This is a genomic window from Sphingobium sp. RC1 (assembly GCF_059738765.1).
Genome location: NZ_AP027307.1, coordinates 67,551 through 84,132, shown reverse-complemented (window position 1 = coordinate 84,132; position 16,582 = coordinate 67,551). Strand labels below are relative to the sequence as shown.

13 protein-coding genes and 2 pseudogenes are annotated in these 16,582 nt (G+C 61.3%); 6 read left to right on the top strand and 9 right to left on the bottom strand.

Translation table 11 applies throughout. From position 1 onward, the window contains the following. Positions 1 to 45 precede the first annotated feature (45 nt). The 4 genes from AC6JBC_RS13445 (at position 46) to AC6JBC_RS13430 (ending at position 4,146) form a co-directional block, all read left to right on the top strand. Entirely contained in the window at positions 46 to 1,236 is a 1,191-nt protein-coding gene (locus AC6JBC_RS13445; protein ID WP_449470402.1) for a serine hydrolase domain-containing protein, read from the top strand. After that, positions 1,233 to 2,189: an alpha/beta hydrolase gene (locus tag AC6JBC_RS13440; RefSeq protein WP_449470401.1), complete on the top strand. Its 957-nt coding sequence runs from the start codon at positions 1,233 to 1,235 to the stop codon at positions 2,187 to 2,189. Before AC6JBC_RS13445 ends, AC6JBC_RS13440 begins: the two co-directional genes overlap by 4 nt. A 56-nt stretch (positions 2,190 to 2,245) precedes the next feature. Next, positions 2,246 to 3,313, top strand: coding sequence for a LacI family DNA-binding transcriptional regulator (locus AC6JBC_RS13435; RefSeq protein ID WP_449470399.1), 1,068 nt, complete (start codon positions 2,246 to 2,248; stop codon positions 3,311 to 3,313). A gap of 72 nt (positions 3,314 to 3,385) precedes the next feature. Further along, positions 3,386 to 4,146 (top strand): IS5 family transposase gene (locus tag AC6JBC_RS13430; protein WP_449470398.1). Its coding sequence is split into 2 segments (ribosomal slippage): positions 3,386 to 3,719 and positions 3,719 to 4,146, totalling 762 coding nucleotides; the frame shifts between segments, so codons are not numbered across the junction. A 252-nt stretch (positions 4,147 to 4,398) separates the two neighbouring features. Here AC6JBC_RS13430 and AC6JBC_RS13425 read toward each other — a convergent pair. The 3 genes from AC6JBC_RS13425 to AC6JBC_RS13415 all read right to left on the bottom strand — a co-directional run bounded on the left by AC6JBC_RS13425 (position 4,399) and on the right by AC6JBC_RS13415 (position 7,669). Beyond that, positions 4,399 to 5,436, bottom strand: coding sequence for an IS110 family RNA-guided transposase (locus AC6JBC_RS13425; RefSeq protein WP_449469137.1), 1,038 nt, complete (start codon positions 5,434 to 5,436; stop codon positions 4,399 to 4,401). Between the two features lie 110 nt (positions 5,437 to 5,546). After that, positions 5,547 to 6,485, bottom strand: coding sequence for an ROK family protein (locus tag AC6JBC_RS13420; protein ID WP_449470396.1), 939 nt, complete (start codon positions 6,483 to 6,485; stop codon positions 5,547 to 5,549). 2 nt (positions 6,486 to 6,487) lie between these two features. After that, the gene (locus AC6JBC_RS13415) at positions 6,488 to 7,669 is read right to left on the bottom strand and encodes a glycoside hydrolase family 68 protein (protein ID WP_449470394.1); all 1,182 of its coding nucleotides are present in this window, start codon (positions 7,667 to 7,669) and stop codon (positions 6,488 to 6,490) included. A 368-nt stretch (positions 7,670 to 8,037) separates the two neighbouring features. On the opposite strand from AC6JBC_RS13415, the pseudogene AC6JBC_RS13410 reads away from it, so the two are divergent. Continuing rightward, positions 8,038 to 8,190, top strand: a pseudogene (locus AC6JBC_RS13410) (DDE-type integrase/transposase/recombinase); the annotation flags it as partial. Between the two features lie 7 nt (positions 8,191 to 8,197). Here AC6JBC_RS13410 and AC6JBC_RS13405 read toward each other — a convergent pair. Further along, entirely contained in the window at positions 8,198 to 9,601 is a 1,404-nt protein-coding gene (locus AC6JBC_RS13405) for an IS30 family transposase (protein WP_449470393.1), read from the bottom strand. Positions 9,602 to 9,647: 46 nt separating this feature from the next. On the opposite strand from AC6JBC_RS13405, the pseudogene AC6JBC_RS13400 reads away from it, so the two are divergent. Then, a pseudogene (locus tag AC6JBC_RS13400) lies at positions 9,648 to 9,781 on the top strand (IS3 family transposase); the annotation flags it as partial. Positions 9,782 to 9,927: 146 nt separating this feature from the next. Here the strand turns inward: AC6JBC_RS13400 and bktB are convergent. The 5 genes from bktB to AC6JBC_RS13375 form a co-directional block, all read right to left on the bottom strand. Then, positions 9,928 to 11,106: a beta-ketothiolase BktB gene (gene bktB / locus AC6JBC_RS13395; RefSeq protein ID WP_449470432.1), complete on the bottom strand. Its 1,179-nt coding sequence runs from the start codon at positions 11,104 to 11,106 to the stop codon at positions 9,928 to 9,930. 14 nt (positions 11,107 to 11,120) lie between these two features. After that, on the bottom strand, positions 11,121 to 13,193 hold the full coding sequence (locus AC6JBC_RS13390; protein WP_460989837.1) for a 3-hydroxyacyl-CoA dehydrogenase NAD-binding domain-containing protein: 2,073 nt from the start codon (positions 13,191 to 13,193) through the stop codon (positions 11,121 to 11,123). 14 nt (positions 13,194 to 13,207) lie between these two features. Then, positions 13,208 to 14,938, bottom strand: a complete 1,731-nt coding sequence (locus AC6JBC_RS13385; RefSeq protein ID WP_449470435.1) for an acyl-CoA dehydrogenase family protein — start codon at positions 14,936 to 14,938, stop codon at positions 13,208 to 13,210. An 85-nt stretch (positions 14,939 to 15,023) separates the two neighbouring features. Then, positions 15,024 to 15,611 carry a TetR/AcrR family transcriptional regulator gene (locus AC6JBC_RS13380; RefSeq protein ID WP_449470436.1) on the bottom strand — a complete coding sequence of 196 codons (588 nt, stop codon included), beginning with the start codon at positions 15,609 to 15,611 and terminating at the stop codon, positions 15,024 to 15,026. A 29-nt stretch (positions 15,612 to 15,640) separates the two neighbouring features. Beyond that, a complete protein-coding gene (locus AC6JBC_RS13375) occupies positions 15,641 to 16,540 on the bottom strand; it encodes a LysR family transcriptional regulator (RefSeq protein WP_449470438.1) in 900 nt (299 codons plus the stop codon). Between the last annotated feature and the right edge of the window lie 42 nt (positions 16,541 to 16,582).

The window sequence follows — 16,582 nt, the reverse complement described above, 5'->3', positions numbered from 1 at the left end:
TATGCAAGGGCCCACAGCCGACAGCACGGTGGTTTAGGAGAGGTCATGAAGAGCGAGAAGGTTGCGAGGATCAGCGGCACGGTGGCGCCAGGTTTCGAACGTTGCCGGGACGCTTTTGCCACTGGACTGCGAGGCGGCGCGGAGGTCGGCGCTGCTTGTTCGATCCGCGTGAAGGGCGAAACCGTCGTTGATCTTTGGGGCGGTGTCGCCGACGCGGATAGTGGCGCTGCATGGAGAGCCGATACTATCGTTCCTGTCTTTTCGGTGTCGAAGGGCGTGGCTGCCGTCTGCGTGCTGCATCTAGTGAGTCAGGGCCTGATCGATCTCGATGCGCCGGTCGCGCGTTACTGGCCGGAATTCGCCCAGGCCGGCAAGGGAGCCCTCACGGTTCGCAACGCATTGGCGCATCGAGCCGGCGTGCCCTTCATCGATGGCGATGTCAGCGCGGAGCAGATCGGCGATGTCGAGCATATGGCCGCCCGACTGGCCGCCCAGCCCCCGATGTTCGAGCCGGGGTCGGTGCATATCTATCATGCGGTCACGGTCGGCTGGTTCACCAGCGAACTTGTCCGAAGGGTGACGGGTCAAACGGTCGGCCAATGGCTCGCCGACAATGTCGCGACCCCGCTCGACCTGTCGCTCTATTTCGGCGTGCCCCGCGCCGACCAGCAGCGCGTCGCGAGGCTCGTTCATCGCGATCCCGCGCAGGCAGCCGCCGTGATAGAGGCTAGCATGGCGCCCGGCTCGCTGCCGTGGCAGGTGATGACGATCAACGGAGCCCTGTCATTCGCGGCGGATTTCGGCAAAGGCAGCCTGAACGACCCGCATGTGCAGTCGATGGAGCTTGCAGGGGCAGCGCTTGTGGCTGATGCCCGGTCGCTGGCGACATTTTACGCGGCCTGCCTCGCCCCGATCGACGGCATCCGCCTTCTGTCCGACGAGGTCATCGCCGATGCGATCCGTCCCGTCTCGACCGGCAAGCAATTCGGTCTGGAAGAAGAAGGCCCGGCATGGGGCGCAGGGCTCATGATCCCCTGGCGCGTGCAGCCCATGCTCGGCGGATCCAGCTTCGGGCACGACGGTATGGGCGGCAGTCTCGCTTTCGCGTCGCCGGAGCGAGAAGTTGGCTTCGCCTATGTTCGCAATGGCATGGCGGCTGGCGGGGTCGAAGATCCTGAAGTCTATGCCGTGGTGAAGGCGCTTGACGATATTCTCGATGAAAGGATCAAGGCATGACATTGGACCCCGTTCTGGCCGAGATATTGAAGGCCATCCCATCGGAAGTGGAACTGCCGATCGACTGGCCCGGCCAACGTGCGAATGCCGCATCACTGCTGCCTCTGATCTTAGGTCCGGCACCCATTACGGAGGTCGCGGGGGTGGACGCGCGGAACATCGACGGACCGGGCGGCCCGGTGCCCCTGCGCATCTATCGCCCGACCAAACCGACGACGATCACCCTGCACTACATCCACGGCGGCGGCTGGACGATCGGCGATCTCGACACGGTGGACCATACGATCCGTTATCTGTGCGAAGCGCTGCCCGCGGTAATCGTGTCGAGCACCTACCGCCTCGCCCCCGAACATCCTTTCCCTGCCGCCTATGAGGACTCGCTTGCCGCCGCGCAGTGGGTTCTCGACAATGTCGATGCCCTTGGCGGCGATGTCCGGCAGGTCGTGATCGCAGGCGATAGCGCGGGGGGCAATCTGGCCGCGACGACGGCCATCGGCTTGCGTGACGCGGCAAGGGAAAGAGGCGAGACAGGTCCCCACCCGCTCAAGGCGCAGCTTTTGCTCTACCCCTCAGTCGACCTGCGTGCCGAAGGTTGGGCATTTCCCTCCCGCGTGGCGAATGCCGACCCCAGCCTGCAGGCCGACACTTTGCGGGCGACGGCGGATGCCTATATCGGCGACAGCGACCCGAACGACTGGCGGCTCTCGCCGCTCGGAGCGCAGGATCTGTCCGGCCTGCCCCCTGCCCTCATCGTCGTCCTGTCGGTCGATCCCCTGCGCGATGAGGCGATCGCATATGCGGAACGGCTGCGTCAGGCGGGAGGCCGCGCCGAAGTGATCGAGTTCTCGAACCTGATCCATGGCTTCACCCATTTAAGGCGCATCATCCCCGCCGCAGCCGTGGCATCAGACGAGGTTTTAGAGCAATTTCGGAGCCTGCTTCACACGACCTGAGGCAAACTGAGTAAGAAAAGCATTGCCATCGTTTGCAAGAAGGGCTTTCTCATCTGGTGCCTCAGACCAAACGTCCATCCGCGAAGATAACTAGCGACACGCCTGCCTCGTCATCCGAAACAGGCGTGCTGCAAGCCCGTACCTTGCAGGAAATGGCGAAGCTGGCGGGCGTATCCGCTGCAACAGTTTCCCGTGCTTTGGCGGACAATAGCCTTATCGCCTTGAAGACGCGCAGGCGCATCCAGGCTTTGGCAAAGGAGGTCGGCTTTTCCGTGAACCCGGCCGCGCGCATGCTGCGCACGCGCCAGTCGCACACGATCGCGCTCGTCCTGCCGCTGGGCCATGAAAAGGGACAGCATTTAAGCGACCCGTTCTTCATGGCGATGCTGGCCTATCTTGCCGACGCGGTGTCGCAGCGGGGCTATGATCTGCTCTTTAAACGCATCGAACCGGAACATGACAACTGGTTGCGCCAGATTATCGACAGCAGCCGGGTCGATGGCGTGCTGGTGGTGGGTCAATCGGATCAGGCCGCCGTGTTGCAGGAGGTCGGCTTGACCTATGAGCCGATGGTGGTGTGGGGCCAATATAGCCCTGAACAAAGTTATTTGTCGGTGGGGGTCGACAATGTGGAGGGTGGCCGCATCGCGGCGGCACGGCTGATGGCACAAGGGCGCCGAAAGCTTGCCTTCCTGGGCAATATCGGCGTTCCTGAATTTGCTGCGCGCTATGAAGGTTTCCTGTCGTCAGCGTCGTCCGATACTCCGCAGCCTCCCGTCCTGATCCCAGCACATCTCACTTCCCAGGACGCGTTTGCCGCTGCGGAAACGCTTTTCCGGGAGCATCCCGATGTGGATGGCGTGTTTGCTGGGTCCGACGTCGTGGCGATGGGCGTGATCCGAGCCGCAGCCGCGCTGGACCGATCCGTCCCGCAAGATCTGTCGGTCATCGGTTTCGACGACGTGCCGATCGCGGCGCAAAGCAACCCGCCGCTGACGACGATCCGCCAGGATCTGGAACGCGGCTCCGCGCTGATGTGCGACTTGTTGTTCAAGCGGATGAAGGGCGAGGCGTGTGAATCGGTGCGCCTCGCTCCTGAATTGATCGTACGCATCTCGGCCTAGGGTCAGGACCTATTAAATCTCTTGCCGAGCGGAAGATTGATTGATTCAATGGCTGCGTGAGGAGACGTTGCCATGAGTGATGTGATTTGGCTGTCGGAGGCGCAGATGCGCCGGATCGAGCCCTATTTCCCTCTTTCTCACGGCGTGCCGCGGGTGGATGATCGTCGGATCATCAGCGGTATCATCTTCGTCATCAGGAACGGCTTGCGATGGCGCGATGCGCCCGCCGACTATGGTCCGCCCAAGACGATCTATAATCGTTTCATCCGGTGGAGTCGGCTCGGTGTGTTCAACAAGATTTTCTCCGCCCTTTCGGCGCAAGGCGGCAAGCCAGACCAGTTGATGATTGATGCGACGCATCTGAAGGCGCACCGGACAGCTGCCAGTCTGCTCAAAAAGGGGCTGTTCCCAGACGTATCGGACGCACCAAAGGCGGCCTGAACTCGAAGCTCCACGCCGTGTGCGACGGCAAGGGCAGGCCACTGGTCATGCTGCTAAGCGAGGGCCAGATGAGCGACTACAAGGGAGCAGCCCTGATGCTCGACGCTTTGCCCCGTGCCAAAGCCCTGCTCGGCGATCGAGGCTATGACGCCGACTGGTTCCGCAAGGCCCTCGCCGAACGCAACATCACGGCCTGCATCCCGTCAAAGCGGAACCGGAAGGTCCCGATCCCGCACGACGCTATGCTATATCGCCAGCGTCACAAGATCGAGAATATGTTCGGCAGGCTCAAGGACTGGCGGCGCATCCATACCCGCTACGATCGCTGCGCTCACACCTTCATGTCAGCCATCTGCATCGCAGCAACCGTCATCTTCTGGATTAATCAATGAGTCCTTCTCTGATTGGGGCCTTTGGGTCAAGCTGCATCCTCAGTATCGTGACCGCTCCCATGGATCACTTGCTTCTCTCCGCGATCGACGCTTGGTCGCCGCATAATGGGGTTAGAAGAACGAGGCGCTTCAATCTGAGCCTCGACCTTCAGACATGCTGAGGTTCTGGACTCACTGCGAAGTCGGCTCGCCCATCGTCCCCATGGGAACGATCGCTTCCCACCCGGCTTGGGCGGAAACTGATTTATCTCCTCACACAGCCGCGACCGCCGACGCTTTACCCCAGCGGAAGTCGGTTTGATCGGTCCACATGCGATGTAAAATGACGGCGAGCTTTCGTGCGACGGCGACGCGTGCCTTTGCCAATCCGCGGCGTTGCGCGATGCGCATGCCCCACGCTTTCAGTGTCGACCATTTCGTGCAGCGCGTCAGCAATGTATGCGCGGCTTCGTAGAGAGCGGTGCGAGCGAGTTCGTCCCCACATCGACTTATGCGGCCCTGAATGTCCGTTTCGCCTGATTGGTAGCGGCGCGGCGTAAGACCGAAATGCGCCCCGACGTCGCGTGACCGCCGGAAGCGTTCAGGCTGATCAACCGTCGCGCGAAAAGTCAGCGCAGTAAGCGGTCCAACTCCAGGTACCGTCATCAGCCGGCGACAGACAGGTTCGACACGAACGGCATCCAGAACCCGCTTTGTCAGACGTGCAAGTTCAATGGCCATCGTCGCTAGGATAGCCAGTAATGGTTCGACAATGTCTGTGATGCCAGCATCCGCCGAGGCGAGCTCTCTGGCGCGCGGTGCGAACATTTTCCGACCAGGCGTGCCGAGCTTTAGCCCTGCCTCGCGTAAGACCGCACGGACCTCGTTCTCAATGTCGCGCTGCTTGTTCAGCACCATCCGCCGAGCACCAAGCAGCGCGCGGGCAGAGCGGCACGGCGGGCTCTTCACATGTACTGCCCGATACCATCCTGTGCGGATGATTTGAGCCAGGCCGCGAGCATCATTACGATCACTCTTATTGGGCATTGCGCCCATTGCGGCCTTAGCCGCGCGAGTTTCGATACACAGCACCGGAAGCCCGGCTCGGGCCATCCCCTGATGCAGCCAGGATGCCAGTGAACAGGCCTCAAGACCAATACGCTCGATCGGTAAGTCGAGTGCGGCGAAGGCATCGATTAAGGCAGCGGGGTCGCTCGACGCGCGAAGTTCGCGTTCGATCTTGCCTACCTCATCGACGATACAGATCGCTGTCTCTTCCAACGAAACATCCAGTCCGGCATAGTAGCGCATGGTTGCTCCTCCTTATGGTTGTGGCCGCTCAACACGGACCACGTCTTACCATTTTGCGAGGAGCAGCCACCCAAGCGATTCAGGGTCGGCCCCAATCACCCCATCTGATCTTAGCTCGCTAGGCTTTTGGGCGACGATTCAGGTTGGGCGCGATCAAGAGCTGCCTTGGCCAATAGCAGCGCGCCTCTCAGTCCGACATCGGCTTCCAGTTGAGGTGGTTGTATGATCTGGCCTACCGTGCCACGCTCAGCGAGATAACCAGCCGCTAAATGTTCGGCATGGACACGGACGCGGTCCAGAAGCCCGGGCGTACCCATCACTCCGCCGCCAAACACGATGCGACCGGGAGAAAGCATTGCCAGCATGGAGGCCACCAGATGGCCGAGATACCACGCCACAATGTCATGCGCGGGGTGATTCTCATCCAGCTGTGACAAGGAGCGGCCCCAACGGGCGATGATGGCGGGACCACTCGCCAATCCTTCCACACAGGCGCCATGATAGGGGCAACAACCCGGGAAATCCGTGTCCATCGGATGACGGGGAGGCACCAAGTGACCCATCTCCGGGTGCCGCAGTCCGTGAAGAGCGCGCCCATCAAACACCGCGCCGCCACCTATGCCCGTTCCCACCGTCACATAGATCAAACCCTGTCCGCAGGCTTCACCCCCTGCCTCGACTTCAGCCAAGGCGGCAGCGTTGACGTCGGTGTCGATTTCGATGGGCACCGCAAATGCCTCGCGCAGAGGCTCGACCAGCGATACTCGGCTCCATCCGGCTTTGGGCGTATCCGTCAAGGAACCCCAGTTGGGCCGTGATTGATCAAGCTCGATCGGACCGAAGCTGGCAACGCCCAAGCTGGCCAGGCGCCCATATTGCTGTTGCGCCTGCCGTAGGAAGTCAACCATGCGCCCGATCGTATCTGCCGGGTGGGTCGTTTCTATGCGCGTACGCGTCAGCCACTGGCCTTCGCCATTCGCCAGCGCGCAAATGAATTTCGTGCCGCCCGCTTCGATGCAGCCGTATAGCGGCTTTGCTCCTACGTCCATCTTCACTCCCATTCGCAGGCGGGCTGCGGTTGCACGACGTCACCGTCGAAGATGAGCGAGAACACCGGCGCGACCGTACCGCCGAACATGGCGCGACGCTCCTTCCGCGCCTGCGGGGGCTCCGTTCCCTTCGCTCCTGGATAGTCGATAAAGCTGATCACGTTTCCTTCGCTCGACACCCACCAACAATAAGCCTGAAGTGGTGAATCGACAGGATTGGCAGCGACCAGGCCGGTCCCGTTCAGTGGACGCCATGGACCAGCGAAACGCTCTGCCACCATGCCGTAAAGGCCAGTAGGAGCCCCCACGTCAGCTGCATGGCGGCGGCCGTGGCTGGACCAGAAGCAATAATATAGTCCGTCGCGGACGATCACATGCGGTCGTTCCATCTCACTGTTCACGCCAACCGCTTCGATCAGCGGCGGCTGCAGAGTCCAGCCGTCCATGGTGCGGGTCGCCAGGCCGATAACGCCATCCAGCCTGTTGTCCGTCCATCCAGCCGAACCGGTGAACAGCAGATACTCAGCCCCATCTGCCGGATCCCGGAAAAAGCATGGATCACGAAAGCCCCAGATGCCATGGGCAGGCGCGACGATCTGGTCGGCAATCTTGTACCAGTGGCCATCGGCCGCGACGGATTGAACCGGCTTAGACCAATTGCGGAAGACAGGCATGTCGCCGTCGAATTCAAATTCGGCATGCGTTTCAAAGAGCCGCTGCTCGAAGCTGTGGGGCCCGTCCCGCTGGCCTGTTGCCGTGAAATACAAAGTGACGGTCCGGCCATCTTCCGCAAGTACTGAGCAACCGGACCATTCCCGACTGCCAGGCGACCATCCATCGGGCAATAACCAGCCGTGATCCCGCCACCCGTCCGTACCACGACTTGTAAAGCGAATGCGGGCGATGTCGTGGCGGTCTTCCGGATCGTCCAGCATCGCAGTTGCCAGAAAGAACCAATATTCGCGTTCATCAGCAATGACAGGGCTGCCATCCGGCCGGGTTAGCTGCCACATGTCCCACAGGTCGAGACCTTCGATCACCCGGGCGGGCGGCATATGTTGTATGAGGGGCAGACGGCTAAATTTCTGGTCGCGGGCGTGAGCGATCCATTCCTTGGAAAGATGGGTCCCCATCGTTTGAGGATGGTTGATGGCATTGCCATTCCCTGACATTCCGATCGGCATCTTCCCTCCTGAGCGCGTCAAAGCTGTAAAGACACACACATGGCCCGCGCTTGCAATCCATTGCAGATGCCGTATGCTGCAATCCATTGCAAGGTGGTTTTGTGTGAAGTTCGTTTATTGACGCGCTAAAATGATCACTTTCGGAGGGGGCAGCGGCTATCAAGTCGATTGCTGGTCCTCAGGACGGGCGTCCCAGGCTGATCTGCACACAGTCTGGGACGTCATGCCACGGCAAATGACGGCTGTTGTCTCAGCGCGCTATCGCCCATTTGATGAAAATCATTATCTGAAGTGTCTGCTTCGAACGCGCGAGAAGGTAATCCGCTGCGTGGATCAGCCGGATTGTTGGGGCCTGCTCGATGCTACCTGCCGTCATTCTCGGCCTGCATTACCGCCACGTCGTAGGTTGGGCTGTCAGCGACAGGATGAAGAATGACTTGGCGATCAGGGCATTAGATATGGCGGTGCGCCTGCGCCAGCCTCCGGAGGGCTGCTTTTTCCATTCGGATCGGGGCAGCCAAGGCGGATTCAACCGGTCGTCGCAACACCGGCTTCATACTGTGCGACCAGGAACTGGTCGAGGACTTCTGCGGGGGTTCTCCAGCCAAGCGTTTTCCGTGGACGCGTGTTCAGCGCGTGAGCAACGGCGTCGAGATCGCCTATGGAGTGCCGGCTAAGGTCGGTGCCCTTAGGGAAGTACTGTCGTAGCAAGCCGTTGGTATTCTCATTCGATCCGCGTTGCCACGGGCTTTGCGGGTCGCAGAAGTAGATTTCCAAGCCGCTGTCGATCTTGAGCTTTGCGTGCTGGGCCATCTCTGCTCCCTGGTCCCAAGTCAGCGATTGCCGGAGCTTCTCCGGTAGTTCGCGCATGGATTGGACGATGGCTTTGCGGACAGCTTCTGCCCCATGGCCGGCCAGCGGTTGGCGGTTCCTGATGCCTTGTCCATGTTGATATCCGTCCTCTCGCGGCAAATGCAGCAGCATGGTGAATCTGGAACTTCGTTCGACCAGGGTGCCGATCGCCGAGCTATGCAGTCCGAGGATGAGATCGCCTTCCCAATGCCCGGGAACTGCCCGATCCTCGACTTCCGCAGGACGCTCGCTGATCATGATGGCGTCACCGATGAAGGATTTTCCGCGCCCTCGTGCGCGTTCACGCGGCGTTCGTAGAGCCCGACCCGAGCGCAGACATGCCGTCAACTCCTGACGCAAGGCGCCTCGCCCCTGAATATAGAGGGACTGATAGATGGCCTCATGACTGATGCGCATGGCGGGATCCTCAGGGTAATCAATCCGTAGCCGATGAGCGATCTGCTCGGGGCTCCAGGCCACCGACCATCGTCGACTTTGTCGATGTACCGCACGGCGCTTCTTCCATATCACCTGCGGCCCGGCAAAGCCGATACCATCAGCATCCGTGATCTGACCGGTAAGGCGTTCTTCCACGTACATGCGCAATGCCGGATTGCTGGCCAGCTTCCCGGGGCGCGGGCGACGGCCGGCGCGGTGAGCGTGCCACTGTGCGGCGATCGGGCGATATTCCAGATTGCCGCCACGCGTGGCGGCATTGCGCCGCACTTCGCGCGAGATAGTACTGGCTGAACGTCCAAGTTTGCGGGCAATGGCGCGGATCCCGAAACCTCGCGCAAGTTCGAGAGCAATTTCCTCTCGCTCCTGGAAGCTCAGAAATCGACCACTGAGTGCTGGCGCCGATGGCGCCAAATGTGTTGGCGGCATACCTCCCGAACTCCGAAACCAACGTGGCCCCAGCGGTGTCGAAATACCGGCATCCGCAGCAGCATCTTCACTGCTACGCCCTCGAGCGATCGCTTGCCAGAAGCGGAAATGGTGCTCACGCTGCCAGGCAGGTGGGCGCCCCGGGGAGCGCAACCTCTCTCGGGTGCAGCGTTCTGATGCTCGACGGCCTGCCATGTTCACAACCTCCAATTTCTTGGTGTTGCGACGACCGGTTGAATCCGCCCAATATTGCTCCTACGCCTATCAAAAGAAGCTGCAGGCCTACGGCCTGCGTCCATCAATGAGCGGCAAGGGTAATTGCTACGACAACGCCTTTGTTGAGACGTTCTTCAAACCCTGAAGGCGGAACTCATCTCTGCGCGGCATCAGCCCGCTCGTGGTCGAAGCCAAGGTGGCAGAATGAGATAGGTGACCGGCACAAGACCGTTACAAATCTATTCTGCGCCCATTGGAAGTCCGACTTCTGAGCGCATTGAAGACCATCCGCTCAGAACCAGGAGTCAGACACGCTCCCAAATCGCTGCGATCCCCTGGCCGCCGCCGATGCACATCGTCGCCAGCCCGTAGCGTGCGCCGACACGGCGCAGTTCATGGACCAGCTTGGTAGTGATAATCGCCCCGGTCGCGCCGATCGGATGACCCAGCGAAATGCCGCTGCCATTAGGGTTCACCTTTGCTGGATCAAAGCCCAGTTCCTTTGACACAGCACAAGCCTGCGCGGCGAAAGCCTCGTTAGACTCAATAACGTCGAGATCGGCGATGGTCAGTCCTGCCTTTTCCAACGCCCTGCGTGTGGCAGGCACCGGCCCGATGCCCATATAAGCGGGATCGACACCTGCGTGGCCGTAGGACACCAGCCGCGCCAAAGGCTTGAGACCACTGGCGCTCACCGCCGCCGCACTCGCCAGAACGACCGCCGACGCGCCGTCATTGATGCCAGACGCATTTCCTGCCGTGACGGTGCCTTCCTTCTGGAAAACGGGCTTCAGCTTGCCGAAGTCGTCCACTGCCGCGTCGGCCCGGACAAACTCATCGGTGTTGAACGGCACGAGTTTGCGACGCACCAGCACATCGACCGGCACAATCTGATCCTTGAAATAGCCCTGCGCCATGGCGTTGGCCGCGCGCTTCTGGCTCACGAATGCCAGTTCATCCTGCTCCTCCCGTGAAATGCCGTAGCGGGCGGCCACATTCTCCGCCGTCACGCCCATATGGATCGCTTGGAAGGGATCGGTCAGCGCGCCGATCAGGCCATCCTGCGCTACCGCATCGCCCATCTTCTGGCCCCAGCGCGCAGCGGGCAGGAAATAGGGCGCGCGGCTCATCACCTCCGCGCCGGCGCCGACGGCGATTTCGCAGTCCCCCAGCATGATCGACTGCGCGGCAGAGATGATCGCCTGCAAGCCCGATCCGCATAGGCGATTGACGGTTAGCGCAGGGCATTCCTGCGGCACGCCCGCCCCGATGGCAGCGATGCGCGCGGCATAGGCATCTCGCGGTTCGCAATGTACGACGTTTCCCAGCACGACGTTGCCAATTTGAGCCGCATCCACGCCCGCCCGCTCGATCGCCGCCTTGGCGACATGAGCGGCCAATTCACCCGGCTTTTGATCCTTCAGCGACCCGCCGAAGCTACCAATGGCGGTTCGTGCCGCCGACAGCAGAAAAACGTCCGTCATGTTTGTGACTCTCTCTAAGCGTTAAGGTCTTCGAACCGGCGCCCTTCGGCCGCCAGCTGCTCGATCAGGGGAGCGGGCGTCCAGGCCCAGCTATTGCGGCCCGCAGCATAGCTGCGCAGCCGATCCAGCAGCACGGGCAAGCCGATCAGGTCGCCTTGGAACATCGGCCCGCCCCTTGCGGGAGAAAAGCCGTAGCCGTGCAGAAAGGTCATATCGACGTCAACCGGCCGACTGGCGATCCTTTCGCCCACAATCCGCGCGCCTTCGTTGATGAGGGTTAGCAGACAGCGCTCGACGATTTCCTCGTTGCTGATGGCACGACGGGTCAGACCGATCTCGGCCGAATAATCCTCGATCAGTTTGATTACTTCGGGATCAGGCTCCGCCGTCCGCCCGTCGGGATAGGCGTAGATGCCCTTCCCCGTCTTCTGCCCGAAGCGGCCTAGCTCGCAAATTTTGTCTATGACGCCAGAATAGGGCCTATGGGGCTGCTCCACCGCGCGGCGCTTGCGGATCGCCCAACCTATGTCCTGGCCTGCCAGATCCATCGTCCGGCACGGTCCCATGGCCATGCCCCATTGTTCCAGCGCGGCGTCGATCTGATGCGGCAGCACGCCTTCTTCAAGCATGAACCAGACCTGCCGCAGATATTCCTCGAACATACGGTTGCCGATGAAGCCATCGCATACGCCAGATACGACGCAGACCTTGCCCATGCGCTTGCCGAGCGCCATGGCAGTCGCCAGCACATCGGGCGCCGTCTCGCGCCCGCGCACGATCTCCAGGAGGCGCATGATATTAGCGGGCGAGAAGAAGTGCAGGCCTACGACGCGCGAGGGATTATGCGTCAGGGCCGCGATGGCGTCGAGGTCTAAGGTCGATGTGTTGCTCGCTAGGATCGTATCAGGCCGGACGATCGGGTCTAGGCCGGTGAATATCTGCTGCTTGACCGCCATATCCTCGAACGCGGCCTCGATGACGAGATCGACCTCGCAGAGCGCATTGAGCGTGGGCGCAGGGGTGAAGGCGGCGATGCGCGCTTCCGCCACGTCGGCGCCGATCCGCCCCTTCTCCACCTCGCGGGTCAGCGTCTTACGGATGGCCGCCTCCGCCTTGGCGAGCGCTTCGGAGCGGAGTTCGACCATAGTCACGGGCAGCCCCGCATTAAGCAGAGCGATGGTAATGCCCGTCCCCATCAGCCCGCCGCCGACAACGCCGACCCGCTGGATCGCCCGCGGTTGCGCATCCGACGAAAGGCCCGGAACTCTGCTGACCGCCCGCTCCCCGAAGAAGGCGTGGCGCAAGCCGCGTGAGGCAGGCGATTGCACCAATTCGCTAAAAAGCGCCGCTTCCCGTGCCAACCCTGCAGCGAGGTCGTCCGACAGCCCAGCCACGCATTCGAGGATGTAGCCGGGCGCCATATTGAGGCCAGGGCGCAGCTTTGCGCGGCGGGTCTCCACCGCTTTCGCGGCGTCGATAGGGATCGCGAGGTCGCTAGTTCGTCGCATTGGAGGCAAGGCAACGCGTGCGGTCTCTAGCGCAGCTTCCACCACATCGCCGTCCACGAGCTGATCGATTAGTCGCAGTTTCAGCGCCTGCTGCGCCATCAGCGGCTTGCCCGAAAGCATCATGTCGAGCGCTGCGCCAGCGCCGATCAGCCGCGGCAGCCGCTGCGTACCTCCCGCGCCGGGCAACAGCCCCAGCGTCACTTCGGGCAGGCCCAGCCGCGTTCCGGCCTGCGCGATGCGGTAATGGCCGGCCATCGCGAGTTCCAGCCCGCCGCCCAGCGCCATGCCATGGATCGCCATGATGACCGGCTTCTGGCTGGCCTCGACCAGTGCGATCATTTCCCGCAGTTCCCCAATCCGCCCGGGATCACCTTCGAAGTCGCTGATGTCCGCGCCGCCGCAGAACAGCCGCCCTGCGCCTGCCAAGACGATCGCGCGGCAGGCCGGATCGTTCGCTGCCAAGCGGAGCGCGGCGCCGATCTCCTCCACAAAGCCGTTGCCGACCGACAAAGCATTGACCGGACCGTTGTTGAGGCGCAGCACCATGGTCGCGCCGACACGGCTCATCTCGACAGACATGATCTCCCTTTCGATCAGAAGGCGTCGGAGCCCATTGCCATGATCGGCGCTTCGCCGCCGGCAATAGTCGCGGCCAGGCCCTGCGCCTGTGGCAGCACCCTCAAAGCATAGAAGTTGGCGACCGCGCGCTTGCCCTGATGCAACGCGCTGTCGTCGGTGGCGGCCGCAGCCATGCGGGTCCACATCCATCCCATGGCAACCAGTGCGAACAACCGCAGATAATCGACCGCTGCCGCTCCTGCCGCATCTAGTCCCGCTCCCCGCAGCGAGGCCGTCACCCCGCGCAGCAGCGACAGCGCCTCACGCGTCCTGTCCGCGATGACGAGGTCGCCCGCTGTCTCCAGATCCGCCGCGATGGAGGCGAAAAGGCCCTCGACCACCGACCCGTCGGCCAAGGCCAGCTTGCGCCCGACCAGATCCATCGCCTGCACCCCGTTGGTGCCCTCATAGATTTGGGCGATGCGGACATCGCGGACATATTGCTCCATACCCCATTCGCGAATGTAGCCATGGCCGCCGAATACCTGCTGCGCTTGCACCGCGCTTTCGAAACCAAAGTCGGTGAAGGCCGCCTTCACCACGGGGGTCAACAGAGCGACCAGCGCATCGGCCTTGGCCCTTTCGGTTGCGTCCGGGTGAGCATGAGCCCGGCCCAGCTGCAATGCCGTCCAGCCGGCGAGCGCCCGCCCCGCTTCGACAAAGGCACGGATGTTGAGCAGCATCCGCCGCACATCGGCATGCTCGATGATCGGTACCGGCCCGCGCGCACCATCGGCGCTGCGGCCCTGCAAGCGTTCCTTGGCATAGGCGACAGCCTGCCCATAGGCACCCCCAGCGATGCCCAGTCCCTGGATGCCGACCATCAGACGTTCTGCATTCATCATCGTGAACATGGCGGCCAGACCTCGATGATGCGCGCCGACCAGCCAGCCGGTCGCGCCGTCATAGTTCATGACGCAGGTCGGCTGGGCATGGATGCCCATCTTCTTTTCCAGCGCCCCGACCGACAGGCCGTTCGGCCGCGTGAAGTCGCCGTGGGCATCGGGCAAATATTTAGGCACTAGGAAGAGACTGATCCCCTTCACGCCCTCCGGTGCGTCAGGCAAGCGGGCGAGGACTAGATGAACGATATTGCCGCCGAAATCATGGTCGCCCGAAGAGATGAACATCTTCGTGCCCGTTACTGCATAGCTGCCGTCACCCAGCGGTTCTGCCTTGGTCTTGAGTAGAGCGAGGTCGGTGCCCGCGCCGCTTTCGGTTAGCGCCATCGCGCCCGTCCATTCACCGCTGACCATCCGCGGCAGATAGGTGGATTTGAGCTCATCGCAGGCATGCGCCATAATCGCCTCGCACGCGCCGCGTGTCAGGCCGGGGAACAGTCCAAAAGAGAGGTTAGTGGCCGATACCATCTCGTCCAGCCAGAGCTGAAGGATGAAGGGTAGACCCTGCCCGCCATATTCGGGCGCCGCTGACACGGAGGTCCAGCCGGTCCGCGCGAAATCGCGCCAGGCTTCAGCAAATCCACGCGGCGTTTGGACCGTTCCGTCGACCAGCTTGCTGCCCTGCTCGTCCCCCTCGCGGTTTAGCGGATGCAGACGGTCGGCGCACATGCGCCCAGCCTCCTCCAGCACCGCTGCGGCGAGGTCGGCATCCACATCCTTGCCGATCCCGGCCATCTCCGCATCGAAGTCGAGCATGTTCAGGAGGAAGCGGTAATCATCGATCGGCGGAATATAACTGTACATCGGAAATCCCCCAGAATTTCACCTGTGTCTATACCAAACATCTGTTACAGTCAACGATGCGAGGTTCGTTGTTTGATGCCATCAGCTATGCGTGGCGGAATATCGTGACGATCTGGGCAGCAATTTGGGCAGAGTTCAACCTGCCGCGACGATACCACTCCGAAACCGAGTTCAGCTGCGACAGCAATAGATTGCGATAGATTGATCGATCTATTCCTGATGGCAATGGCAATCCTTCCACTAGATCCCGGAACAGTTTTTCGAACCGGTCGCGCCGAGCAATTAGCTGTTCGCGAACCACCTCGGGCACTTCGCGGAAATCATTCATCATTGGCAGCGTCAAAGAATCAGGCGCCAATTGGATTTCGAGAAAGGCCCCGCAGGCTGCTTCAAGTTTCGTCCAGGGATCATGTTGTGCGCCAACGGCCTCAGCGATCCTGTCCTGAGCCGCGTCTAATGCCCCATTATGCAGTTCAACGAACAGCGCGTCCTTCGATTTGATATGATGGTAGAGTGATCCGCCCAGAACACCCGCCTGTTCGCCGATTTCCCGCATCGACGTGCCCCTGTAGCCCTTGCGCGCGAACAGCTGCGCGGCAATCTCCAGTATTTCCCGGCGGCGGTTCGGCCGCTCGCGATCCACGTCGGAAGAAGACAGGCTCTTAGACACCATGGCGCGCTAGCACACCAGCCACGCCCTGATCACCTGCTTTGTTGATCCAGGCGCAATTGGCTCGCTCGTTCGAAAATCTTTGTGGTCAAGGGCTCAGGGTCAGAGGAGCGCATAGCAACGTGGAACTCCACAGGTGCGAGCGCTGGCATCCCGTCCAGTTCTACAAGATCGCCTCGGGTCATATCCGCGCACACCATCGGTTCAGGAAAAATGCCGATACCTCCACCCGCCTTCGCAATGTCAACCATCATTCTGGCGTTATTGCAAAGGTTGAGCGACTGCTGCTCGATGCGCGATGCCGCGATAGCCTCCCGCATGCGGCCATGTATCGGTGAATGGCTGGCCAGAGACCAAACGGGAACGGGACGATCTGGCGAAGCTGCACAAAAGGACGCAGCTACTTCAGGGCTAGCGAGCCAGACCAGTTCCACTGCTCCGATCGGGCATACTTGCAGCGACGGATGGGCGACCGGCCCGGCCGCAAAAGCGATATCGGTCGTACCCTTGAGCAGTTGTTGAATGAGGTTTGCAGTAAGGTCTATTTCAAGCTCAAGACTGACCAAAGGCATGTCTGCCTTTAATGCGGAGAGAAAGGCGGGAAGGCAACTTGCTGCAACGATCTCGCCCGTTCCGATGCGAACAACACCGCTCGCTTCGCCATAACCTCCGCAGCGCAGCAAGGCAGTGTGCATGTCACCCCAAAGCATTCGGCAATCGCGAACAAGCTGTCGGCCTGACGGTGTCAAGGTCATGCTTCTGCCCTCACGACGGAAAAGGGACGCACCTAAATGCGCCTCCAATTCGCGGACCCGGGCCGAAATGGTGGGCTGGGTTGTATTCAGCCGCTCGCCAGCAGCGGCAAAGGTGCCGAGCCGTTCGATCCAGAGCAGGGTTTCAATATGGTACATGCTGATCCGACTTATAGGCATTGATGATGATTAATTAAAAAAACAAATCATTGGAAGTGATCA